The organism is Pontibacter chitinilyticus (assembly GCF_039748935.1).
GTDB classification, from domain to species: Bacteria; Bacteroidota; Bacteroidia; order Cytophagales; family Hymenobacteraceae; genus Pontibacter; species Pontibacter chitinilyticus.
This window is the reverse complement of record NZ_JBDIZJ010000018.1, coordinates 1-24,325: the sequence shown is the minus strand read 5'-3', so window position 1 is coordinate 24,325 and position 24,325 is coordinate 1. Positions and strand designations below refer to the sequence as shown.

23 protein-coding genes are annotated in these 24,325 nt (G+C 51.0%); 10 read left to right on the top strand and 13 right to left on the bottom strand.

From position 1 onward, the window contains the following. Positions 1–81: 81 nt before the first annotated feature. From ABDW72_RS19330 to ABDW72_RS19320, 3 genes are all read left to right on the top strand, one after another. A complete protein-coding gene (locus ABDW72_RS19330; protein ID WP_347160253.1) occupies positions 82–870 on the top strand; it encodes an SDR family oxidoreductase in 789 nt (262 codons plus the stop codon). A 97-nt stretch (positions 871–967) separates the two neighbouring features. Further along, entirely contained in the window at positions 968–2,413 is a 1,446-nt protein-coding gene (locus ABDW72_RS19325) for an aldehyde dehydrogenase (protein WP_347160252.1), read from the top strand. An 8-nt stretch (positions 2,414–2,421) separates the two neighbouring features. Then, positions 2,422–3,132 (top strand): hypothetical protein, encoded by a 711-nt coding sequence (locus ABDW72_RS19320; RefSeq protein ID WP_347160251.1) that lies wholly within the window; start codon positions 2,422–2,424, stop codon positions 3,130–3,132. Positions 3,133–3,221: 89 nt separating this feature from the next. Here the strand turns inward: ABDW72_RS19320 and ABDW72_RS19315 are convergent, their stop codons facing one another. The 3 genes from ABDW72_RS19315 to ABDW72_RS19305 all read right to left on the bottom strand — a co-directional run bounded on the left by ABDW72_RS19315 (position 3,222) and on the right by ABDW72_RS19305 (position 4,867). Further along, positions 3,222–3,950, bottom strand: a complete 729-nt coding sequence (locus ABDW72_RS19315; RefSeq protein WP_347160250.1) for a ClpP family protease — start codon at positions 3,948–3,950, stop codon at positions 3,222–3,224. A 133-nt stretch (positions 3,951–4,083) separates the two neighbouring features. Continuing rightward, positions 4,084–4,302, bottom strand: a complete 219-nt coding sequence (locus ABDW72_RS19310) for a hypothetical protein (RefSeq protein WP_347160249.1) — start codon at positions 4,300–4,302, stop codon at positions 4,084–4,086. Between the two features lie 4 nt (positions 4,303–4,306). Then, entirely contained in the window at positions 4,307–4,867 is a 561-nt protein-coding gene (locus tag ABDW72_RS19305; RefSeq protein ID WP_347160248.1) for an RNA polymerase sigma factor, read from the bottom strand. A gap of 144 nt (positions 4,868–5,011) precedes the next feature. Between ABDW72_RS19305 and ABDW72_RS19300 the strand changes: the two genes are divergently transcribed. Continuing rightward, complete coding sequence (locus ABDW72_RS19300; RefSeq protein WP_430438169.1) at positions 5,012–6,292, top strand: chloride channel protein; 1,281 nt, start codon at positions 5,012–5,014, stop codon at positions 6,290–6,292. On the opposite strand, the gene ABDW72_RS19295 is transcribed toward ABDW72_RS19300, so the two are convergent. The 4 genes from ABDW72_RS19295 to ABDW72_RS19280 all read right to left on the bottom strand — a co-directional run bounded on the left by ABDW72_RS19295 (position 6,289) and on the right by ABDW72_RS19280 (position 12,623). Further along, positions 6,289–7,086: a YybH family protein gene (locus tag ABDW72_RS19295; protein WP_347160246.1), complete on the bottom strand. Its 798-nt coding sequence runs from the start codon at positions 7,084–7,086 to the stop codon at positions 6,289–6,291. The genes ABDW72_RS19300 and ABDW72_RS19295 overlap by 4 nt on opposite strands. Positions 7,087–7,437: 351 nt before the next feature. Then, positions 7,438–9,675: a S9 family peptidase gene (locus ABDW72_RS19290; RefSeq protein WP_347160245.1), complete on the bottom strand. Its 2,238-nt coding sequence runs from the start codon at positions 9,673–9,675 to the stop codon at positions 7,438–7,440. Positions 9,676–9,848: 173 nt separating this feature from the next. Then, complete coding sequence (locus ABDW72_RS19285; RefSeq protein ID WP_347160244.1) at positions 9,849–11,402, bottom strand: OmpP1/FadL family transporter; 1,554 nt, start codon at positions 11,400–11,402, stop codon at positions 9,849–9,851. A 15-nt stretch (positions 11,403–11,417) separates the two neighbouring features. Continuing rightward, positions 11,418–12,623, bottom strand: coding sequence for a hypothetical protein (locus ABDW72_RS19280; RefSeq protein WP_347160243.1), 1,206 nt, complete (start codon positions 12,621–12,623; stop codon positions 11,418–11,420). A 185-nt stretch (positions 12,624–12,808) separates the two neighbouring features. Here ABDW72_RS19280 and proS point away from each other — a divergent pair, with 185 nt between their 5' ends. From proS to ABDW72_RS19260, 4 genes are all read left to right on the top strand, one after another. Continuing rightward, entirely contained in the window at positions 12,809–14,287 is a 1,479-nt protein-coding gene (gene proS, locus ABDW72_RS19275) for a proline--tRNA ligase (protein WP_347160242.1), read from the top strand. A 299-nt stretch (positions 14,288–14,586) separates the two neighbouring features. Beyond that, entirely contained in the window at positions 14,587–15,060 is a 474-nt protein-coding gene (locus ABDW72_RS19270) for an NfeD family protein (RefSeq protein WP_347160241.1), read from the top strand. Between the two features lie 10 nt (positions 15,061–15,070). Then, entirely contained in the window at positions 15,071–16,054 is a 984-nt protein-coding gene (gene floA / locus ABDW72_RS19265; protein ID WP_347160240.1) for a flotillin-like protein FloA, read from the top strand. Positions 16,055–16,242: 188 nt separating this feature from the next. Continuing rightward, positions 16,243–17,127 (top strand): hypothetical protein, encoded by an 885-nt coding sequence (locus ABDW72_RS19260; RefSeq protein ID WP_347160239.1) that lies wholly within the window; start codon positions 16,243–16,245, stop codon positions 17,125–17,127. 369 nt (positions 17,128–17,496) lie between these two features. On the opposite strand, the gene ABDW72_RS19255 is transcribed toward ABDW72_RS19260, so the two are convergent. After that, a complete protein-coding gene (locus tag ABDW72_RS19255) occupies positions 17,497–18,339 on the bottom strand; it encodes a hypothetical protein (RefSeq protein ID WP_347160238.1) in 843 nt (280 codons plus the stop codon). A 102-nt stretch (positions 18,340–18,441) separates the two neighbouring features. On the opposite strand from ABDW72_RS19255, the gene ABDW72_RS19250 reads away from it, so the two are divergent. Together ABDW72_RS19250 and chrA are read left to right on the top strand one after the other, a co-directional pair. Next, complete coding sequence (locus ABDW72_RS19250; RefSeq protein ID WP_347160237.1) at positions 18,442–19,416, top strand: isopenicillin N synthase family dioxygenase; 975 nt, start codon at positions 18,442–18,444, stop codon at positions 19,414–19,416. Between the two features lie 68 nt (positions 19,417–19,484). Next, a complete protein-coding gene (gene chrA / locus ABDW72_RS19245) occupies positions 19,485–20,654 on the top strand; it encodes a chromate efflux transporter (RefSeq protein WP_347160236.1) in 1,170 nt (389 codons plus the stop codon). Between the two features lie 87 nt (positions 20,655–20,741). Here chrA and ABDW72_RS19240 read toward each other — a convergent pair whose 3' ends face one another. From ABDW72_RS19240 to ABDW72_RS19220, 5 genes are all read right to left on the bottom strand, one after another. Then, the gene (locus tag ABDW72_RS19240) at positions 20,742–21,587 is read right to left on the bottom strand and encodes a DUF6624 domain-containing protein (RefSeq protein WP_347160235.1); all 846 of its coding nucleotides are present in this window, start codon (positions 21,585–21,587) and stop codon (positions 20,742–20,744) included. A gap of 167 nt (positions 21,588–21,754) precedes the next feature. After that, complete coding sequence (locus ABDW72_RS19235) at positions 21,755–22,348, bottom strand: dihydrofolate reductase family protein (RefSeq protein ID WP_347160234.1); 594 nt, start codon at positions 22,346–22,348, stop codon at positions 21,755–21,757. A gap of 234 nt (positions 22,349–22,582) precedes the next feature. Then, a complete protein-coding gene (locus ABDW72_RS19230; protein ID WP_347160233.1) occupies positions 22,583–22,882 on the bottom strand; it encodes a helix-turn-helix domain-containing protein in 300 nt (99 codons plus the stop codon). Further along, positions 22,869–23,081 (bottom strand): type II toxin-antitoxin system RelE/ParE family toxin, encoded by a 213-nt coding sequence (locus ABDW72_RS19225; RefSeq protein WP_347160232.1) that lies wholly within the window; start codon positions 23,079–23,081, stop codon positions 22,869–22,871. Before ABDW72_RS19225 ends, ABDW72_RS19230 begins: the two co-directional genes overlap by 14 nt. Positions 23,082–23,355: 274 nt before the next feature. Beyond that, positions 23,356–24,138: a S1 family peptidase gene (locus ABDW72_RS19220; protein WP_347160231.1), complete on the bottom strand. Its 783-nt coding sequence runs from the start codon at positions 24,136–24,138 to the stop codon at positions 23,356–23,358. Between the last annotated feature and the right edge of the window lie 187 nt (positions 24,139–24,325).

Here is a 24,325-nt window from a genome sequence, read left to right as displayed (position 1 = left end):
CGGCTGGTTTGCTGTTGCAACTGATGCGCAGGCAACAGCGCAGGGGCACATCTTTTCATCGGATTTGCGTACATTTAACCTATGAACTTAAACCTGAAAGACAAACGCGCGATCGTGTGCGGCAGCACCCAAGGCATCGGCAGGGCCATTGCTCTTGAGTTGGCGCAGCTTGGGGCCAGCATTACGCTGGTGGCCCGCAACGAGGACAAGCTGCAGGAAATAGCCAAGGAACTGGACAGCACACAGGGGCAGCAACACAACTACCTGGTGGCCGATTTCGCCAACCCGGACGAGGTGGCGCAGAAGATACAGAAGTATGTGCAGCAACAGGAAACCGTGCATGTACTGGTGAACAACACCGGCGGCCCTCCCGGCGGTCCCATCACAGAGGCAAAGCCGGAGGAGTTCCTCAAAGCGTTTAACATGCACCTGATCAATAACCACCAGCTGGTGCAGGCAGTGGTGCCGCTCATGAAAAGAGCCGGCTATGGGCGCATCATCAACATCATCAGCACTTCGGTAAAAGAGCCGATCGCAGGTTTAGGAGTGTCGAATACCACGCGCGGCGCTGTAGCCAGTTGGGCTAAAACTATGGCGAATGAACTGGGGCAGTATGGCATTACCGTCAACAATGTGCTTCCGGGTTCCACCAAAACCGGCCGCATTTACTCGCTTGTGGAGAGCCGGGCCGAGAAGTCGGGGCGCAGCAAAGAGGACGTACAGCAGGAGATGGAAGCCGCCATACCCGCCCGCCGCTTTGCCGAGCCGGAAGAAGTAGCCGCCGCCGCTGCCTTTTTAGCTACTCCTGCGGCAGCGTATATCAATGGCGTGAGCCTGGCTGTGGATGGCGGCAGAACGGGAAGCATCTAGGCAGGAGTTATCCAACCACCCCTACCCCTCCTTATCCAAGGAGGGGTAGGGGTGGTTGGGCCCGGTACAGGAAAACACATTTCTAATTACTCTCGCAGTGCAGCAGATTCAGAACTACATCAACGGGCAGCTAGTGGCACCTGCGGCGGGGCAGTACCTCGACAACTATAACCCGGCCACGGGGGAAGTATATGTGCAAATTCCGGATTCGGACGCACAGGACGTGGAGCAGGCAGTGCAGGCGGCACAAGCGGCGTTTCCGGCCTGGGCCAAAACGTCTGCCGAAAAGCGGGGCCGGCTGCTGATGAAGATTGCCGACCTGATCGACCAAAACCTGGACCGGCTGGCCGAGGCGGAATCTGTAGATAACGGCAAACCGCTAAAGCTGGCGAAAACGGTAGATATTCCGCGGGCCAGCAGCAACATGCGGTTTTACGGCACGGCCATCCAGCACTTTGCCTCGGAAGCGCATTACATGGAAGGCACCGAGGCCATCAACTATACCGTGCGGCATCCGCATGGGGTAGCCGGCTGCATCTCGCCCTGGAACCTGCCGCTCTACTTGTTCACCTGGAAAATTGCCCCTGCCCTGGCGGCCGGAAACTGTGTGGTTGCCAAGCCTTCTGAAGTAACGCCCATGACGGCTTACCTGCTCTCGGAACTCTGCATACAGGCAGGGCTGCCAGCCGGTGTGCTCAACATCGTGCATGGCTATGGGCACAAAGTAGGCGCAGCGCTGGTGGCGCACCCGAGGGTGCCGGTGATCTCTTTTACCGGCGGCACCATAACCGGCCGCTCTATTGCCGCCACCGCAGCGCCTATGTTTAAAAAGCTGTCGCTGGAGCTGGGTGGCAAGAACCCGAACATCATTTTTGCCGACTGCGAATTCAACAACGCCCTCCATACTTCTATCCAGTCCTCTTTTGCCAACCAGGGGCAGATCTGCCTCTGCGGCTCCCGCATTTTTATTGAACGCCCATTGTATGCGCAGTTCCGGGATGCTTTTGTGGAAAAGGTAAAGGCCCTGACGATCGGTGACCCACTGGAGGAAAGAACGAAACAAGGAGCTGTAGTGTCGGAGCAGCACATGCAGAAGGTACTTTCGTACATCGAACTGGCCAGGCAGGAAGGCGGCACCATCCTGACCGGCGGCCATCAGGTTCAGGTAGAAGGGTGCTGCGCCAAAGGCTGGTTCATTGCGCCCACCGTGATTGAAGGGCTCCCCTCCGACTGCCGCACCAACACCGAGGAGATTTTTGGCCCAGTGGTGACGCTCATGCCGTTTGATACCGAAGAAGAAGTGCTCCGCTACGCCAACTGCACCGACTACGGCCTCTCCGCCACTATCTGGACGCAAAACCTGCCCCGCGCCCACCGAGTAGCACACCAGCTGCATTCCGGCATCATCTGGATCAATACCTGGCTCCTCCGCGACCTGCGCACGCCTTTCGGTGGTATGAAGAACTCCGGCGTTGGCAGAGAAGGCGGCTTTGAGGCACTGCGCTTCTTTACTGAACCGCAAAATGTTTGTGTGAAGTTATAATAGTAGCTATGCAAAAAGAAAGATTATCCACCCAAGTCAGAATAGCATCAAAGGAGGCTTTGATTAGCACTATAAAGTCTACTTTTGGAATGGTACCAGTAGTAGGTACAGCACTCAATGAAATTTTCTTTGAATACGGTAACCGAATAAAGTCTGCTCGCCTTGAAAGATTTATAGAGCATCTTTCATTACAAATTCATACACTTGATCAAACGAAACTCAACAGTGGCTATCTTCAAAGTGAAAACTTCTACGATATCACTAAGGAGGTACTTGACAAAGCACTAAAGACTAAGTCAAAGTTGAAGCATCAAATGCTGGCTCAAATACTTGTTGACTCTATTAACTATACTATAGATATAGATGAAAGTCTACTGGATGTTTTCATCAACTATGTTGATAGCTTAAAGCCCTTTCAAATAAAAATGCTGCTGTACTTTAACAGCAAAGAAGATGCATTTAAAGAAATTGGCAGCTACTCTAGCTTATACAATCTTTACACTAAAGATAATCCGCATTTAATAGTGACAAGCGATGAATTTAAGCTCTTTTGTAGTGATATGGAGAACAAAGCTTTAATTAGCACTGGAGGTGGCTTAACAAACTCTGACGACCAGAGAGCTTTTAGGGTTTTAGAGTCACATAAAGATGCTTCTTTAAGGGTAACATCTGTTGGAAAAGAACTTTTGAACTTTATACAGTCATACTATGAGGAATAGTTATAAAGAAAGGGGATTTACTTGAATGAATATTTGCATTTATTCTTCCACAAGCTAGTAAACTGTTTGCTTTAACGGCTCCTGCCGCCTTACGGCCTACTCAGCCGCTCCAGTTCTCCCCGCTCCAACACCTCATCTATCAGCCCGAATTCCTTGGCTTCATCAGCTCGGAGCCAATAATCGCGGTCGGAGCTGTCGTGGATCTCCTGGTATGTTTTGCCACTGTGCAAGGCGAGAATCTCATAGAGCTCTTTCTTCAGCTTCAGGATCTCGCGGGCGGTGATCTCAATGTCGGATGCCTGCCCCTGGGCACCTCCCAACGGCTGGTGAATCATGATACGGGCATGTGGCAGGGCAGAACGTTTCTCTTTTGCGCCCCCCGCCAGCAGTACCGCGCCAAAGGAGGCTGCCAGGCCGGTACATATCGTGGCCACATCGGGGCTTACATATTGCATCGTGTCGTAAATACCGAGGCCGGCATACACCGAGCCGCCGGGACTATTGATGTAGAGCAGGATGTCTTTTTTCGCGTCCGCCGATTCCAGGAAAAGCAGCTGCGCAGTGATCACATTGGCCACGGCATCGTCCACCGGCATCCCTAAAAAGATAATGCGGTCCATCATCAGGCGCGAGAACACGTCAATTTCCCGGAAGTTCGTCGGGCGCTCTTCTATCACCGAACGCGTCATGTTATCGATGCGGTGCAGGTGCGGCATGCTTTGCAGGTGGTTCATGTACTGGTCAACCAGCAGGCCGTTCAGGCCCTGGCTGTGCACAGCAAACTTGCGGAATTCATTTGTGTAGGCAGAAGTATACATGGGTTTGCGTAGGTTTTATGAGTATGGTTGAAAAGTATAGGCAATAGCATTTCCTCCTTCCGGAAAACCGGATGGCGAAGCTTTAGAAAGTAGTATAACCGCTAAATCAAAGTACAAGAGCAGGCGCCTGCAGCTATCCGAACAGCCGCTGATGGATAGCCTGAAGCTCCTGCCGCAGTTGCAGCCGCCCGGCTTCGCGTACTGCCGTATACGCCAGTTGCTGCTGCGCTATCTGCTGCTTCCAGGGCTGGTCCCAAAGCATCCGGATCTCGATATCCAGTTCCTCCTGCTCGGGCAATTGGCCGTGCAGAAAAGCCTCTACTCGTTGTATTTCCTCCAGTTCCGGGCGCATGTGCTTATCTGAAATGGTTGATGGTATAGTGAGCCAGTGATTTGCGCAGGCGCTCCAGGCATTTGTACTTCTGCACAGTGGCCGAGCGCACGGTACGGTACTGATGCTCCCGGGCCACCTGTTCCATGCGCTGCCCCAGGTAGTATACCGCCACCAGCATTGCCTGGCACTTTTCGCCGAGCTGCGCCACAAAGGGTGCAAGCGCATAATCCGGCTGCTCGGCCTGGACTTCCTCCTTTAGCTGTTCCCCTATCTCAGGTGATAACTCCTGCTGCCGGCTGCGCTTCTCCAGTTCCCGTCGCCACAGGTTTTTGCATACGGCCATCAGGTAAGTTGTAGCCGCTGCTGTTAAGGTAAGCTGCCCGTGCACCACCTTTTCATAGAAGAGGATGATGGCTTCCTGCAGCAGGTCCTGAGCATCGTCGGCAGTGCCGTGGTGCTGATACACGTAATGGAGTACCATCGGGTAAGCTTTGCCGTAAAGCTTCTCTAAGGTCCGCTCCCGGTCATTTACCAGCGCCTCGCGCAGGTCCGACGCCATCACAGGGGTTGGGAATGTTTGCATAAGTCTTTTTACGTTAATCCGGCAGAACGCGTAAATATCACCTCTCTGCATCAAGTTTTTATGTTATTATCTTCATGTTCCTTCCTTATGAGCCACAGAAAGCTGACTAACCGTATTTCAGCTAAAAAACTTACCTTTGCCCGCATGGACTTTAAAAGAAGACGACTAGCCGTTACGCTCCGCAACCAACTTAACTATCCGTTGCAGTTTAATCCTTTTGTATTTAGTAAGATGTTTCTGCTGTGGGTGGCTGTTGGCATTGTAGGTGGCATCATTGCCGGACTTTACTGGACGGCGCTGGAGGGCCTGGTGCATTTTCTGGCGCACTTCCAGGGGTTGTATGTGATACCGGTGATGACATTGGGCGGGTTGGTAGCCGGGCTGGTTATCCACTTCCTCGGCGACCCCGGCGAAATGGACCTTGTTGTAAACAATATCCGCTTTAAAGGCGGGCGACTGGAGCCCAAGTACAACCCATCTATGGTCTTGTCGTCGCTGCTGTGTATTGCCAGTGGCGGCAGTGCTGGCCCTGAGGCACCGCTGGTGCAGGTGGTTGGCTCCACAGGGACTTTTATTGCCCGCCAGCTTGGCCTGAAAGGCGAAGACCTGCGCTCTTTAAGTATAGCGGGCATGGCGGCAGCTTTTACAGCGCTCTTTGGTGCCCCGCTGGGCGGAAGCCTGTTTGCGCTGGAGATTCAGCACCACAAGCACATCAGCGAGTATTACCAGGCACTGATGCCTGCGCTGGTGGCGAGCTGCGCCGGCTATGTTATCTTTATCCTGATCACGCACATCGGCATTGGCCCTACCTGGGACTTCCCGATATATTCTGCACCCGATCTCAACGACTTTTTTTATGCCATGCTGTATGCACTGGCAGGCACGGCGGCAGGCTGGATCTTCATCTTCACGGTACGTAAACTCCGGGGTGCTTTTGAACATGCCAGGGTGCCTATCTATATAAAGATGGCTGTGGGTGGATTGGCCATCGGCATTATTGCCTATTTTGTGCCGCTCTCCCGCTATTTCGGGCATGAGCAGCTCAGCATTTTACTGGAGGAGCCTTTCTCGCTTCAGTTTCTCCTTACGCTGGTGGTGGCTAAAATTCTGTCTACGGCTTTTACGGTTACATCCGGCTGGCGCGGCGGCTTTATCATCCCGCTGTTCTTCCTGGGTGCCGCTATAGGGCTGGTTCTCAACAACATTTTCCCGGGGCAGAACCTGCCGCTAATTATGGTGAGCTGCATGGCCGCCATTAACGCTTGTGTGACCCGCACTCCTATCAGCACGGCAATTCTGCTGGCCACTATGACGGGCTTTCATCAGTTTATCCCGATTATGTTTGCCAGCCTCACCGGCTTTTTCCTGGCTCCTAAAACGCCGCTGATCAACGCGCAGCTGGGGATAAGGGAACTGAAGCATTAAGGCTTCCGGTCCGGCACCAGGTTATGGGCGGCCAGCTTCCACTGGCCGTCCAGCACTTTCCACACTTTCAGGTAATAGCCTGTTTCGTCAGTACCACGAGTATAGCTGCCGTAGGTAAAGGCCATGTCGGCGGCCGGGGCTATGTCGTGGCCGAGGGTGGTGTATGCGATGTTGGCTGCCGGCTCAATGGCGGCCTCACTGTAGCGGTACGGGTACATGTTCTGGCGATAGATGAGGGTTTCGTTAGCATAGGGCTGCACCGCCTGTACATCCTTTGCCAGCAGGTCGGTTTTGGTGCCCTTTGTCTTTTGCTGTGCGCTCTTCCTGGCCGGCTTGTACGGCTCTTGCTTTAGCTGCGCTACAGGGAATGAATTGCCCATGTCGATGGCCGCTTTCCACTGCCCGTTGGGCTGCTTCTTCCATACAGTCAGGTAAAAGCCTGCGGCTGCAGGCTCAGCATCCTCCGGCTTCAGGCGCAGCTCATATGGCCCGGTGGTATAGCCCCAGTCCAGTCCGCTGGAGATGTCGGCATAGGCCGGGTACCACTCTAACTTAGCGGGGCTCTCCGGCATCTTCCCATAACCCTCTTTGCCGTTCACGGGCTGGGGCAGAAACACAATCGCATCATCCGACAGGTTCTCCAGAAAGGCGGCTTTGATACCGTATTGCACGGCAGCCGCCGAGAAGCCGCGTTCGGCTGTGGCAAGGCTATCCAGGGCTTTATCGCGGGCGGTGTCTTTTGCCTGAAACGCGCCCAGCAGCAGCGGCAGGAACAGCAAAATTACTTTCTTCATAGTTTTATAGGTTAAGGGGTGGATAAGTAGCGGAATTAAAGTATAAATATAGCAGGCATTGCAATTGCTGATGCCGCTAAGCGCCTATTTTTCAGGAGCTACCGGCCTCTCGAGGGACAGGTCGCGACCTGTCCGCGCATTGGCTGCACAACAAAGCCGTAGCCGATGAAGCCGCCACGCCCCATCCTACTAATCCTTGCATCCTGTAAATCCTGATTCAGACGATTTCTGGAACGATTGCCGGTGCACGATTGGACAGGTCGCGACCTGTCCGATCGAGAATTAACACTGCTATAAAACAAAAAGGCCCGACTAAATGCCGGGCCTTTTTGTATAGGGTATACTTTATACTTACTGGTTCAACGCCGGCTTCTCCGGACTGATCAGGTGGTCCTGCAGGAAGTTGGTCATCATGGTGAAGCGGTGCAGCAGCGTGTTGCCGCCGTAAATGCCGTGGTTGCGGTTCGGATAGTAGAAGCTGTCGAACTGTTTGTTGGCTGCTACGAGCGCATCCACCATCTCCACGGAGTTCTCGAAGTGCACATTATCGTCGCCGGTGCCATGGATTTCGAGCAGGTCGCCTTTCAGCTGATCGGCAAAAGTGAGCGGCGAATTCTGGTCATAGCCTTCGGGGTTCTCCTGCGGCGTTTTGAGGTAGCGCTCAGTGTAGATGCTGTCGTAGAAGCGCCAGTTAGTAACGGGAGCAACAGAAATGCCGGCCCGGAAAATGCCATCCCCTTTGGTGAGCGCCAGCAGCGTCATGTAGCCGCCAAAGCTGTGGCCCCAGATGCCGATGCGGCTGGCGTCCACGTACGGCTGTTTGGCCAGCCACTTGGCGCCTTCCACCTGATCGGCCACCTCATACTTGCCCAGGTTAGCGTAGGTCACTTTCTTAAACTCCGCACCGCGGGCGCCAGTGCCACGGTTGTCTATACTTACAATCATCAGCCCCTTGTCGGCCAGCACCTGGTACCACAGGTAGTCGTTGCCGCCCCAGCTGTTGGTAACCGTTTGTGAGCCCGGACCGCCATACACAAACATGAGCACCGGGTATTTTTTGTTCGGGTCAAAATTGGTTGGTTTGATCATCCAGCCATTCAACAGGGTGCCGTCTTCGGTTTTCATGGTGAAGAACTCCTTAGGAGCCAGGTTATACTGCGCCAGCTTATTTTGCAATGCCTGGTTATCTTCCAGCACCTTAATCAGCTTACCATCTTTAGCGGTATGCAGGCTTACGATGGTTGGCGTGGTGGTCGAGGTATAGTAATCGAGGTAGTACTTATAGTCGGTGCTCATGTTGATGTTGTGCGTACCGGGCTTTTCGGTAAGGCGCTTCTTGTTTTTGCCCTTACTGCTGATGCTGTACAGGTGGCGCTCCAGCGGCGATACTTCCGTGGACATGTAGTATAAACGGTCGTTCTTCTCGTCGTAGCCCAGGAACTCGCTTACTTCCCAGTTGCCGTTGGTGATCTGGCGCACCAGCTTGCCGTTCATGTTATACAAGTATAAATGATTGTAGCCGTCTTTCTCCGACGAATGGATAAAGTACTTGCCATCCTGCAGGTAAGTCAGATCGTCGGTGATATCGATGTAGGCTTTATCTGTCTCTTTCAGCACCACGTTGGTCTGGCCGGTGGTGGCGTTGGCGTGCAGGATCTCCAGCGTGTTCTGCAGGCGGTTCATACGTTGTATCGAGAGCAAGTTCGGGTCCTGCGTCCACTTAATGCGCGGGATGTAGATGTCTGTCTCGGCGCCAGTGTCCATCTTCACGGTTTTGCCGCTCTTCACGTTATACACCGAGATCTTGATAGCCGAGTTTGGCTCACCCGCTTTCGGGTACTTATACTTGTAGTCCTGCGGATAAAGCTCGCCCCACAGCTGCATGTTATACTCCGGCACCTGGCTTTCATCAAAGGTATAGAAAGCTATTTTAGAACCGTCGGGTGCCCAGTGAAATGCCTGCGCAAACGAGAATTCCTCCTCGTATACCCAATCCGCATACCCATTGATAATGGAGTTCATCTTGCCGTCGGTGGTGATCTGCGTCTCCTTCATATTGCTTAGGTCCACGAAGAACATGTTGTTGTTGCGGGCAAAGGCAACGCGGCTGGCATCGGGCGAGAAGGTGGCATAGAACTGCTTGCCGCCGTTGCTCAGCTTGGTCAGTTTTTTGGAGGTGATGTCGTACACATAATAATCGGCTTTGGAGGAGCGGCGGTAGATCTGCTCGCTTTCAGTAGCAAACAGCACCTTTTTCTCATCCGAGCTGAACGTATAATCGTCATACTGGATGGGCTGGTTGCTGCCTTCAGGCACCAGGCTCTCCCCTTCGATGATGGTGCTGACAGGCTTACCGGTGGTCACGTCATACTTCACAATGTCGTACACGCGGTTTTGCTCGTCGGGTACCATAGAGCTGTAGTACTGGCCGTCTTTCATCCAGTTTACCCCGTACACCGACTGCGCCCGGAAGGTCCCATCTTTATAAATTTCCTCCAGCGTTACGGCTTTCTTTTGCTGCGCCTGCGCTACAAATGTGAGGCACAGCAGCATAGCTGCCAAAAGGTTTGTTTTTAATTTATTATGCATGCGTTTTTTAGATTTGTTTAGCTCCACTAAGTTAGCGGAATAATATTGTTTAGCCATAGACCGCCTGCTAAAACCATGCCTGCTACAGCACTGGTGCCTGTTTTACGCAACCATAAAAAACGGCAGCCCTTTGCGGAGCTGCCGTTATATTTTAGCTGCAGGTTAACCGGCAATTAAAAATTATAACCGAAGGTAACGAGTACTGAACTTTGTTTCTGATTCAAGTCTACTACAGGCTCTCCTCCTCCTGAGCTGAAGGTATAAGGCGAGTAGCGGCTATCGCCGGTGCTGTTCACGTAGGCAGCATCCAGGTAGTAGTTCTTTAACCGAATGCCGGCACCCAAGCTATAGGTGTTCACTTTTCCATCAAAGTTGGCGTTGCGGTACGGATCTCCGCTTACGGAATAACCTGCCCGGAAACGGAACACATCATAGCGGCCTTCTGCACCAATCTTGTAGTTTACTGCTGACTTATAAGTAACAGCAATAACATCGTTCACGTCGTTGAAGTAGTTGCCGCTGTTTCCATATTCGTCCTGCTGCTCATGAAAACGAGTTTTGCTGTAATCCACAAACTCTACATCAGCCGAGATAAAACCATATTTGTTCAGAAACACTGCTACACCACCATTGGCCCGGAAAGGCGTTGTAAGTTGGTACGTAAACTCGCCGGGCACAATAGAAGAACTATAGTTAGCGGGCGATTTTGTATCCGGATCAACGGATGTGGAGTTGAGGGTGGTCTGGTACCGGTCTGTAAACGTATAAGCTGTCGGTGTCTGGATGCTGAGGCCTATGCGTAGCGCATCGACCGGCCGGGCAATAACGCCCACTCTCAGGTTAACGCCGGCTGCCTCCGAAGTGAACTCATCATACAAGTCCAGGTTGTAATCACCCTCTAAAGCGATGCTACCATCCTCATTAAAAGTATCGATGTAGTGGCCTGACTCCAGGAATGTGCTCTTTTGTGTGAAGTTGGTTGTAATAACACCCAGAGAGGCTCCCAGGTAAATTTTATCTTTATAGCTGGTACCTATGCCAATATCAAACTGGCTCTGAGACCCGATCCGCTGAATCTGCTCCTGCTGATCAATATCTCCTAAACTATAAAGCGGCCGGGCATCTGGGGTGACCGTTCCGTTCTCATCCTGAAAGTTGATCAGGTAATTACCATAAGCCAATCCTTCCAGAGTTGTAAAATTGCCATATTCCGCATCCAGGTCAGACTGTGTCCGCCCGAAAGCCCGATCAGAAAAATAATCGACAATGGTGTTAGGCGGTTGTGTGGTATTGCGGTAGTTGAGTTGCTGGTTAAAGTTATTCAGGCGGGTAAAGCTGATGCCCAGGCTGGAGCCGCGCCAGTCACCTTCTTCCTCATCACCTTTGTGGCGGCTAAGCACCAGGCCTGCCTGCGGAATAGCCAGGATGTTGCGGGCGTCGGAGGTGGTGGCTCCGTTAATGCCGGCCTCAGTGGTACTGAACTGCAGCCCCGGCGTGATACTGAACTCAGACCGGCGGAACATGCCCAGGCCGGCAGGGTTAGCAGTCATGGACGATATATCGGCGCCAAGGGCAGTCTGTGCCCCTCCTATACCCTGAATGCGGGCTGTGCCGGATAAACCGAGACGGGTGTAGCGCAGGGCGTCTACCTCGTTTTGGGCAAAAGCGGTTCCGCTCCAGCCCAGCAAAAGTGCCAGGCTGGCGGAAAGTATTTTGTACATCTTCATTTTTATCAGGTTGGTTTAGTTACCTCTGCCCCGTGTTGGACGGCCTCCGCCGCTACTGCTGTTGCTACCGCTGCTCTGTTGGTAGCTGGGGCTGGATTGTTGATACGAAGGAGTTGGAGCCGGGCGGCTCTGCTGCTCATAGCTACGGCTTGGGCGGCTGCTCTCAGAAGAACGTATTTCGCGCTGCGGCTGTGTACGAACAGGAGCCGGGGTATACTCACGGCTGCGTGATGGCCTTTGCTGTTGTTGCTGCTGGGCCGGCTGCTGCTGCTGCTGTCGTGCAGGCTGTTGTTGCTGCTGGCTTCCACTATAGTCTGCTTCTCTACGCGACGCGCGGGTTGGGCGTGTTGGCAGCACTTGCTTCTGCTCGTTGCTGGCCGGGCTCACAGAACCATTGGTTGCGCCACCGCGGGTTTGTCTGTACGTCTGCTGCTGATTTCCTACGCGTTGTCCTTCTTTATCAATCGCGCTGCCACGTTCTGGTCTGCCGTTGCCATTGCTTAGGCCCTGGCGGCCGCTCTGTGTAACAACACCGCTACGTGAATTGCGGGGGGCATTCTGTAGGCGTCGGCTCTGACCGATTACGATAGGCCGTTCGTAGTAAGCGTAATAGGGGTTATAGGCATAGCTGTTGTAATAACCGCCGCCATAGTAGTTATAGATGCTGTTGTAAGGATACATGGCGCTGTAAAACGGACGGCGCCAGTAGTTGCCAAAGCCCATGTTATACCCAATGCTGATGCTCAGGCCACTGCCATAAGGGCTTCCCCAGAACGGATCGCTATAGTATGGATCGTAGGCATAAGCAGATGCATAGTATGGATCATAAGCATACAGGCTGTACGGGTTGTAGCGTGGCACATAGGCGCTGCCCCAGGCCGGGTCTACAAAAGAGTAGTTCGGGCGATACCAGCTGTCACGCGGGTCATAGGTGCGCCCGTCGTAATACTCGTCGCCGTCATAGTTGCTCGTACCCGCTGCATTGCCCGAATATTCCGGGTTAGCGGCATCACCAGAAGCATAACTCTCTTCTGCATACTGGCCCCCCTCCTGGTAGCTTTGCGCTTCCGGCTGACCTTCTGGTAGTATATACTCCGTCTTATCAGAGGAGCTATAGTACATATCGTCATACTCCGTAGATTGCATGGATACAGGACTGCTACAGCCTGCCGCCAGCAATGCGAGCACGGGTGCTATGGTGAGAATCTTATATTTTTTCATGACTTTCTGGAGATAAAGTATACTTCTATATCAAAGATAAACACACAATAGCGCAAAACCTTATCAATAGTATAATATATTAACGTAATTTTGGGCCGGATAGATATGTTCCTTTTCAGGTATAATTAAGCAAAATCCGTTCCAGAACTACCAATACGTACTTATATATATAAATTTCAGTAAAAATGAGCAAAGGGCTACCTAAAAGAAGCGAAGATTACTCCTTATGGTATAACGAGCTGGTGAAGAAAGCAGGGCTAGCGGAGAACTCTGCTGTGCGCGGTTGCATGGTGATCAAACCTTATGGCTTCGCTATCTGGGAGAAAATGCAGCGGGTGCTGGACGACATGTTCAAAGCAACGGGACACTCCAATGCCTACTTCCCTTTGTTCGTGCCTAAAAGCTTGTTTGAGGCCGAGGAGCAAAATGCCGAAGGATTTGCCAAGGAGTGCGCCGTAGTAACCCACTACCGCTTACAAACTGACCCTGAGAACCCAGGCAAACTGCGCGTAGACCCGGCTGCCAAACTGGAAGAAGAACTGATTGTTCGTCCAACATCCGAAGCTATTATCTGGAGCACCTACAAGAACTGGATCCAAAGCTACCGCGACCTGCCCTTGCTGATTAACCAATGGGCTAACGTGGTGCGCTGGGAGATGCGGACGCGCCTGTTTCTGCGTACGGCCGAGTTCCTGTGGCAGGAAGGTCACACAGCCCACGCCACCGCCGACGAGGCCGTTGCCGAAACAAAGCAGATGATGGAAGTATACGCCACGTTCGCGGAGCAGTACATTGCGCTGCCCGTTATCAGGGGCGTAAAAACCCCAAGCGAGCGCTTTGCCGGCGCCCTGGATACGTATTGCATCGAAGGGCTGATGCAGGATGGCAAAGCGCTGCAGGCAGGCACCTCGCACTTTCTGGGCCAGAACTTTGCCAAAGCGTTTGATGTGAAGTTTGCGACCAAAGACGGCGGCCTGGAGCATGTATGGGGCACCTCGTGGGGTGTCAGCACCCGCCTGATGGGTGCCCTTGTAATGGCCCACTCCGACGACGAAGGTCTTGTGTTACCGCCAAAGCTGGCGCCGATTCAGGTGGTGATTGTACCGATCTACAAAGGCGAAGAGCAACTGGCCCAGATCGCAGAAAAGGTCAATCAGCTGAAACGTGAACTGGAGGCCAAAGGCATCAGCGTGAAATTCGACGACAGGGATACCGAGCGTCCGGGCTTTAAGTTTGCTGAGTGGGAGCTGAAAGGTGTGCCGGTGCGCATCGCTATCGGAGGTCGCGACCTGGAGAATGGCACCGCTGAAGTAGCACGCCGCGATACCAAAGAGAAAGCGACGCAGCAATTCGCCAGCCTGGCCACATACATCCCGGCCCTGCTCGATGAGATACAGGAGAACATCTACAACAAAGCGCTGGCCTACCGCGAGGAGCATACCACCAAGGTAGATACCTACGAGGAGTTCAAAGAGGTGCTGGAAACCAAAGGCGGTTTTGTACTGGCCCCGTGGGATGGTACTGCCGAAACGGAGGAGCGCATTAAAGAAGAAACTAAAGCGACCATCCGCTGTATTGCCTTGAATACCCCGGCAGAAGCAGGCGTGGACATGCTGACCGGCAAGCCCAGTCAGCAGCGCGTATACTTCGCAAAAGCTTATTAAGCGTTCCCGTTAGTTGCTCTTACACTTACACTTAGCCTGTTTGCTTGATGGGCCTGTTGTGGTAGACGGCTAAAGAGAAGCTACAGGACGGAAGTATACAATAACGGTAACATAAGCAGAAGCGCCACTCCCGCAACGGAGTGGCGCTTCTCTTTGAGCGGTTATTGTATACTTGCACCTGCGCTAGCGTCAGCAGTCAAGATGGTTCCTGCGCTGCTTTTTATACCTCAGGCAATGTTTGCTTAATATTCGCATTTCAATCCGAAAGTCGCTATATTTACTCATAAGCCACCTATACTATGCTGTTAGATTGGATCACAGTTATCGTTTTAATTGGCATCGGGCTGCTGCTCCTGGTTGTGGAGCTGATGTTTGTGCCGGGCACCACGGTGGTTGGCGTACTGGGCTTTGTGCTGGTCGCTGTTGGCGTCTGGATCGGCTACAGCACGCTAGGCACCACTACTGGCCACATCATACTTGCAGCTTCCATCGTAACCGGCGGCCTCGCTTTCTTCTATAGTTTCCGGTCGGATAGCTGGTCGCGCTTTGCGCTGAAGGAGCAGAACCGGAGCCATGTGAACGAGGAATACACGCATACCCTGGCGGTAGGCGAAGAAGGGAAAGCTGTTTCCGCCCTCCGCCCGCAGGGCACGGCCTTGTTTGCAGACCGGCACCACGAAGTACAGACACAGGGCGAGTTTGTGGCCGCTAATGCTACTCTCCGCATCATCAAATTACACCACAATAAAATAATAGTAGAAGCGATCAGCTAACCCAACCTCCATGGAAAACATTTCTGTTTTATTGATTATCGCAGGCGGAATTATCCTGCTCATGATCTTTTTATACTTTGTGCCGATCAGCCTCTGGATCACCGCCCTGTTTTCGGGTGTGCGGGTAGGCCTAGCCGAACTGGTGTTTATGCGCATCCGGAAGGTACCGCCCAGCCTGATCATCAACTCCATGATTACGGCCACTAAGGCAGGCATCGACCTCACCACCACCGAGCTGGAAACGCACTACCTGGCAGGCGGCAACGTCCCCCGGGTGATCAAGGCCCTTATCTCGGCAGACAAAGCCAACATTCCGCTCTCCTTTAAGCAAGCCACCGCCATTGACCTGGCCGGTCGCGATGTGTTTGAGGCGGTTACCACATCTGTAAATCCTAAAGTGATCAATACCCCCAACGTAGCCGCGGTGGCGCAGGATGGCATTCAGTTGATTGCAAAGGCGCGGGTAACGGTGCGTGCCAACATTATGCAACTGGTAGGTGGCGCCGGCGAAGAAACCATACTTGCCCGCGTAGGCGAAGGCATTGTAACTTCTATCGGCTCCTCTGTTTCGCATAAGGTGGTGCTGGAAAACCCGGATATTATCTCGAAGCTGGTGCTGCAAAAAGGCCTGGATGCGGGTACGGCGTTCGAAATCCTGTCGATCGATATTGCGGACGTGGACATTGGCGAAAACATTGGCGCCAAGCTGCAGATAGACCAGGCCAACGCCGACCTGAAAGTGGCAGAGGCGAAAGCAGAAGAGCGCCGCGCCATGGCTGTAGCCGTGGAACAGGAGATGAAAGCAAAAGCACAGGAGGCCCGGGCCAACGTAATTCAGGCAGAAGTAGACATTCCGCAGGCAATTGCAGCCTCTTTCCGCAGCGGCAACCTCGGCATTATGGATTATTACCGCATGCAGAACATCCAGTCGGACACCGATATGCGCAACTCCATTGCCAACCCTGGCCAGAGCGGCCCAAGCAAGCCGCAGTAAAGTATAATTCAAGGGTAAGTTTATAGTTAAACAGCGGCCATACTTGAGGAAGTATGGCCGCTGTTTGTATTTAGGGAAAGTTCGTATGCTTTACAAGCAATTGGTTGAGAAACTCTTATACTTTGAATTATAAGATAAAATCAATAAATTCAGTGAATTGTTAAATATTTTAACTAAAAGAAGCGGTTATGAAAAATGGCAATCTGTTCCTGCTTGTATGTATCGCGCTCCTCGTGGCCTGTTCTAAAGACTATGAGCAGAAAACGCTTTATCCCTCCAAAATGCTGACAGGGAATACTACCTATGAATTTTTCTACAATAACGGCAGGGTTTATAGCGAAACAACTACTGCCCCTAGCTTTTATGAAGCAGCAGAATATCTCTACTATGATGATTACTTTGATGAGCCGGAGCACCCGTTTAAGGACAAGATATTCGAAATACGTTCCGCGCCCGACAATGGACCCACCGGATGGGATAAGAGTGATTCAATTAGGCATAAGTCTACCATGCTGACACGCTCAGATACAGGCCTTATCGAGAGAGAGGAGCATGGCGAATACTTTGAGAACGGAAATTTACATGATTTTGCCCGGAACAAGTATAATGCCGAGGGCCAGCTTACGGAGTGTACGCATTACATCTACGACACCTCGTACTGGAGTGAAAGGCAGTTAAACGACCCGCAGTATATTTCCAAACGCGTGACGTATACGTACGCCCAAGGCAAGCTGGCAAAGGCAGCCTACTTTGCTCCCGGTTCCGGTAAGCCATACCTGCAGTTGGAGCTAAAGTACGATGACATGCCGGGCTACCTGAGCAACATTCCGCTAGAAGCCAGGTTCCTGCCGTTGGAGCTGCCCTACAGAGCGCACAACCTCACCAGCTATACCGTAAGGGGAGCACAAGGCGCTATTAGAAAAGATCTGTCTTATACCTGCTCCTACACCTACAACAAGTATGGCTACCCCACCGAGTTTACCCGAAAAATGCTCGATGGCAAGGTGGAAAAAGGTTCTTTCACTTATAAAACTACTATCACAGACTTGAAGCAAGTAGCAAACTCAAAATGAAGTACTTTATACTTCATGTAGGTTGTAACTAAGCAGCAAAAGGCGAAAACGGTTGCATCAGGCACTATGGCTTTCCTTTAACCGTGCCCACCCAAATAAGCCGCAGTAAAGTATAAGATCAACTATATCTCAATCGCTGAAATAGTGTGGCTTATAACTAATGTTATGTCAAACAGAATAGATTCTAAGTATAATCTAACTTAAACCAATACGGAAGCTCTTACACCTCCAACTACTTTACTTTCTCCCTCACATCCATCGGAGCTTCCGTGCCATCTGCATCACCCAGGAATCGCCATACTATAAAGTATAAGCGCCTGCCCCGGATAACCAGAGCAGGCGCTTTATACTTGAGGTCATACTTTTATACTACGCGGCAGGCTTCAGTGTAAAGGTACGGGTTACGCTGTTGTAAGGGCCAGGTAGCACGTTGCCTTGGTTATCTACTAGCTCCAGTTTAATAGTGTTCTCGCCCATTGGCAGGCCTTCCATGACGTAAGGCAGCCAGCGGTCCAGCATAAACTCGGTGCCGTTGATGGTAGCACGCACCTTGTTGCCCTTCGGCGAAAGGTCGGTGTTAACCAGGTAAAAGTCCAGCATCACCTGCTCGGTGTCTTTGCCTACATACTCTCCTTTGGGGCGGCTGTAGAACAAATGCGGTGCTTTCAGGTCGAAGTCCAGGTGCTGTGCCGGTTTACCGACGGTGATCATGCGCAGGTCATAAGCCCCTTCGTGCTTCAGGCTCTCGTGGTAGGAACGCGACAGGAACGAAAGCAGTACGTGGTCGCCTTCCTCCATGTCCTCGGTAAAAGACGTTTCGTAGTGGGCTGTGTACGGCTGATCATCCACGATCAGGTGAATGTGCTGCCCCTTCTGCGAGTTGGCCATATGGTCGGCATTGGCGTGCGGCGTCATACGGGTCAGCTGGTAGTTTGATAGCGTATAATCGAACTGCACAGGCCCTGGCGCTACCACCCCACCTGCAGGCGGTGTGTTGAGGCGCAACTGCGACTCGGGGTAATTTTGTGAGTTATTAAAGGCAAAAACCCGCAGGCCTCCCTTTGTCATAACAGCCCCTGCAGGCACCGGACCGCCAGTGCTTACAGTTCCGGCAGGCGTCTTTGTGTCGGCTTCCTGTGTCTGGCGGGCAGTATCGCAGGCGGTAAAGCCTACCGTAACGGCAGCGGCCAGCAACAAGTACATTTTTTTCATGTATTTGGGATTAGGTTAGCAATGAGGCTAATTTAGCGATTTTATTTTTTTGTATATTGCGAACTACGTATAGAAGAGAAAAAAGTATACAACAATTACTATATGAGCGAAATTTTGTTTGACGAGGTTCCTTCGCTGGATCTGGCGGATTTCACCTCAGGAGACGCGGAAAGAAGGGCTCGCTTTGTACATCAGCTGGCAGATGCTTACGAGAACATCGGCTTTATTGCCCTGCGCAATCATGGCCTGAGCAACGACCTGACAGAAAGGTTATACGCCGCCACACGGAAGTTCTTTGCCTTACCAGACGAAGAGAAGCAGCGCTATGAAGTGCCGGAACTGGCGGGGCAGCGCGGCTATGTAGGCAAAGGCAAGGAGCACGCCAAGGGCCGCAATACCGGCGATCTGAAGGAATTTTACCATGTGGGCCAGGAGGTGACAGATAACGACCCGATCAAAGAGGAGTATCCCGACAATATTTTTCCGGAAGAAGTGCCTGAGTTTCGGGAAGTGACGCTGGAGGCCTACCGCAAACTGGAAGCTGCCGGCAAGCAGGTACTACGCGCCATTGCGCTAAACCTGGGCCTGGAGGAGAACTATTTTGATGAGAAGGTGCACAACGGCAACAGCATTCTGCGCCCCATCCACTACTTCCCAATCGAGAACCCCGATAGCGTACCTGCTGATGCAGTGCGTGCTGCCGAGCACGGCGACATTAACCTGATTACGCTGCTGATGGGCGCCAGCGCCGACGGCCTGCAGGTATTGCGCCGCGATGGCAAATGGATCCCGATTACGGCCCTGCCAGAGCAGGTGGTGGTAAACGTAGGCGACATGCTGGCCCGGCTTACCAACAACAAACTTAAGTCTACCATCCACCGTGTGGTAAACCCGCCGCGTGAGCTGATGCACACATCCCGCTACTCGATACCATTCTTCATGCATCCGCGCTCCGAAATGGACCTTACCTGCCTGGAGAGCTGCATTGATGCGCAACACCCCAAAGCATACCCGGATGCCACGGCAGGCGAGTACCTGAACGAGCGCCTGGTAGAACTTGGCCTGAAAAAAGCGTAAAATTAAAACAGCACCTAAAAAAGAGAGTTAGCCCAAAGCTGCCTCTCTTTTTTTATTTTTATGCCGCCATGCGCCCGCGCTACTATCTCTTTCTAAAAGACATACTTGTTTTGGCCCTTACTGCTTTTGGGGGCCCGCAGGCGCATATTGCCCTAATGTTTAAGCTGCTGGTAGAAAAGCGCCGCTACGTAACAGAGCAGGAACTGATAGAGCTGAACGCCCTTTGCCAGATATTACCAGGGCCTACCTCCACGCAAACCATTACTGCTATTGGCTTTAAAATTGGCGGCCCCAACCTGGCCTACCTTACGCTGCTGGTCTGGATACTGCCCGCCACCACACTGATGGCGGTGGCGGCCCTGGGCATCTCGTACCTGGAGGACGCGGGCGTCTCCCTGCAATTCCTGCGCATTATACATCCTATGGCGGTGGGCTTTGTAGCATACGCGGCCTACATGATCAGCTCGAAGGTGGTACACACCAAAACCGCCGTCCTGCTGCTGGTCGTTTCGTCCATCCTGGCATACTTCTTTAACTCGCCCTGGGTCTACCCGGTGTTGCTGCTGTCTGGTGGCGCTATTACTGCCCTGCGCTTCCGGCAGCATCCCCAGGAAAAAGACAAAAAGCTGCACGTGCAGTGGGCCAACTTTATACTTTATGTAGCGGTGTTGGTAACGGCGGCGGTGGTGGGTGCCTATACTTCGTCGCTGCCCGTGCGGCTATTCGAAAACTTTTACCGCAACGGCAGCCTGGTATTTGGCGGCGGACAGGTACTGGTGCCGCTCATGTATACCGAGTTCGTGAACTTCAAGCATTACCTTACCGGCGAGGAATTCCTCTCGGGTTATGCTATCTCGCAGGCGCTACCGGGGCCAACGTTCTCCTTCTGCTCGTTTGTAGGAAGCTTGTCGATGCGCCAGTTTGGGGTTGCCGGGCAGTGGCTGGGCGCCTTGGTCGCTACACTGGGCATCTTTCTGCCAGGCACGTTCCTCATCTTCTTTGTTATCCGGTTTTGGGACGAGCTGAAGAAGTATAGAGTGGTGCGGGCCTCACTGGAGGGGATCAGCGCTGTAAGCTCCGGCATGGTGGCTGCAGCAGCTATCCAACTCTACCATCCTGTACCTAATACGCCCCTGAACTTTAGCCTTGTAATTATTACGTTCTGTTTGCTCCTCTTTACCCGCATACCTGCGCCGGCCATTATACTTACCGGCCTCGCGCTGGGCTTTGTCTTGTAGGCGTTTGGTGTGCTGGCTAATCTTTAACGGCCGCAGGTGTGTGGTAAACCAGCCGTAGCTTCGCTCATGTGCGGTGTTGGCCTACGGCTATTCTTGTGTTTTATACTTAATGCCGAACTGCTTCAGATAGTCCGCTAAAGGACCTAAACTAACTTCTGCCCGCCTTTTATCTACATTCGCAGGGTCCTGGATAGGATACAAGATCCATGCATCACTTCCATCTTCTTTGTGTACCTGCGAGCCATACTTTTGCTTCTCGCCCCTATCCGTCAACACTCTGTCCTCCATCAAAGCTACTTCACTCCATGGAATGTCGCCCCGGTCTGCACTTGCTTTAATGAAGGGGTAATACTTCTCCCGGAGTCTTTTGTCTGCGTGCTGGATAACCAGGAACGCTGCTTCTACACTTTTGTGACCATGCTCTTCCATACTTGGAAAGCCGCAATGCTCGATGATACTTGCTACGATCTGTTGATTTGCTTTATCTACCGCTGCATCAACCCCTCCATTCTTTCGGCTAGCCTGGTCAGACTCATACACACGCTCCAGCATGTCACGAACTTGGGAACAGTCCACATTTACAATCGCCATCGGATAGCCTTCTTCATAGGCCTGTTCAATTTTCTTTACCAGTACGCTGTCCTGCGCAGTTGCTCTTCTCAACACAACTTCAGCAACTTCATTGTTAGCGTTCACATACTGGTCTCCAAAGAATGCTTCGGGATCCATTTTCTCAAGCTGCTCCCTTGGTATTGTATTTCCAAGGCTGTCTTTGATGACCGTCTTCTCTGTTACCAGATTCCTGGCTCGTGCCCGCTCTACGAGCTCAGCCTCACTTAGCTTCCGAAATCCTTGCGGCTGGTATGTGCTGCTTCGCGTACAGGCAACTACAGCGAAGAAGGTAACCAATAAACCTAGTATAATCTTTTTCATTTCTGTGGTTGAGTGGTTGAGTTGCTGACTAACTGTTAAGGTGAAACTGAAGCGGCGGTATGCGTGCCACTTCAATTTCGCCTGCATAAGAACTAAAAAGATACTCAGTTAAGCTATTGCAGACAAGCCGCTGTCCTTATACTACCTGTTTAAGCTCGTACTTCTCCTTAACCCCCGATAGTACCTGTCCTGACTTCGCCGGCCCGCTCGTAATTAGCGGTAATAACGCCACTTGGTGTAACGGTACTTTCTACTAAGGTGAATGCTGCCGGAAACGGGCCGTTGTCAAACAGCTTCTTTCCTTCACCAAGCGTCAACGGGTGAATTTTAAGCCAGAGTTCGTCCACTAAGTCATGCTTCAGCAGAAGCTGGACGAGTTTGCTACTGCCCCATACTTTAATGTCAGAACCTGCTGAATTTTGGAGTTCTTTGATAGCTGCCAAGCTATTCAGGAAAACCGTATTTCCCCAATCTGACTTTTCCACCGTCCCGGACAGCACATACTTCGTGACATCATTGATACCTGGCCACTGATCCGCATGTTCAGGCCAGTAAGAGGCAAAAATTTCAAACGTTTTTCTACCCAAAAGCAGATCTGCTGGTTTCATCTGTTCTGCTGCTACCTTCCCATACTCTTCGTCAGCATAAGGCGCCACCCAACCGCCATACTTGAAACCATCGGAAGTATCCTCCTCCGGTCCACCCGGTGCTTGCATCACGCCATCTAACGTAATCATGGATATGACTATAATCTTTCTCATCTTACTTTACCTCCTCTTATTAACGCTTTAAAATGGGTTTGATTTAATACAAATTTACCCAGGAATACGCCGTCATGCAGGGTGCACCTGCGACAGTTTTGGGGCTAAAAGTGGCAGGACAGAGGAGAGTAAGTATAATGGAGTTGCCGCTATGTATGATTGTTGATGGGTTAGCGCAGCCGAAGTCCACACCGGAGCAAGGACTACGCCTGAACTGTACTAGGGAGCATAATTTTAGAGAAAGGTTAGGCCAACTTTCTTATTGAGTCCTTTTTCAAATATTCTTATTAAAGTAGAGAGCTGAATATCGCCTCGCGCGTTTTCGATTCTTGAGATATAGCTCTTTTTTGTTCCTGCCTTTTCCGCTAACTGCTCTTGTGTCATCTTAGCTTCTTTTCGGGCTTCCTTCAGCATCTCACTCACGATAAACATCTGGGCACTCTCTTCATATTTGTTGCGGCTGTCTGTTCCAATCTTTCCGTGCTCTCTTTCAACTAGCTCGTCGAATGTTTTGATTCCTTTATAGTCTGTCATGGCTATTCCCTTTTAATTTAAAATACTCGTTCTTTATTCGTAATGCCCTTTCTATTTCTTCTTTGGGTGTTTTCTGTGTCTTCTTCTGAAAGCCATTGAACAGCACGACCAGCTTTCCTTCGTCAAAGCAGCAGAAAATCCTATAGATGTTCGACTGGTACTCTATTCGTAGCTCGTAGAGCCCTTCGTATCCGCTCATGGGAGCAAGGAATTTTACTGGTACTCTCAACCTGCTTAATTAATTCCAGCACGTACTGAATCTTAGATTTTACCTTAGCATCAAGGTTTTTGTAGAAGTCCAGGAAGTATTCCCCATGAAAGATGATTTGTCTACTCATCCGACAAAGTTATCTTTTAAGATAACTTTTCAAAGCGTGGTTTCCAAACAGTTTATTTTCTTTTTTTCTTATGCAGCTAACACTGTTATAACTGTTTTTTAATAGCAATTAATTATTATTCCTATAAATACTTTATCAAAAAGGTTCATCATTATCTTCAGCAGCATTATTACTTGGTTGATCCTTGTCCCACACATTTGATCCATCATCATAGTACCAATCTGCTCTAACACATTCAGGCATAATCTCATGATGCCTAAGCATAACAAAGATTGGTTCTACAGATATTACAGATAAGTATCCCAATTCTGCTGGAGCGTTATCTTTTATCAAAGATTCAACTATAATACCCATCGAGAACCCATTTTCATGAATAGATAAACCGCCACTAAACCCTCCTCTAGCCATACAAGACAAAATGAATTGTGGATGACCTCCTGTATATTTTTCAATAACAGCATTGATCTCAGCTTTCGTTGCGAATAGTACTGGCCTATCTGAAAATGGAATAGGGGGATAGCCTAGAACCAAAGTTGAATGTAAAACCATTTCATCACCAATCCAGTCATCAAGATGTGAGCCTAGTGGAACGATTGGCAAATCTTTTTTATCAACTATGAAACAAGCTACATCAACGTCTTCATTTGGGTGATAGAAAGGGCCTTTTTCAATAGACAAATCATAAGCTATATCTAATAGACTTTGCATGCCATTGTCAAACTTCGAATATTGGTTAACAGTAGTCGCAACTTTCAAAACTTGTGGTACATCAATCACATGTCTTGCAGTAATAAACACACCTTCTCCTATATGAAATGCAGAACCGATTTCAATATCTCCTCGCTTGTTTCTTACTTCTACATAAGCAACACTTGGGGCATATCGTCTATAAAATTCTCTTACCTGTTCTGTGGCCAATTCTTATATAATTTGCACAACTATCAACTAATAAAAACTACTCCTACCAGCCATCTGATATAACAAATAAAAGGAATAGCATTTGAGTTTACCGATCGCTTTAGCTAAAGTAACGTGAACTCGGAAATTAAACGGGTAAAAATCAGCATTTTACACAAACAATAAGGCTAAGGAGCAGGTAGAATAA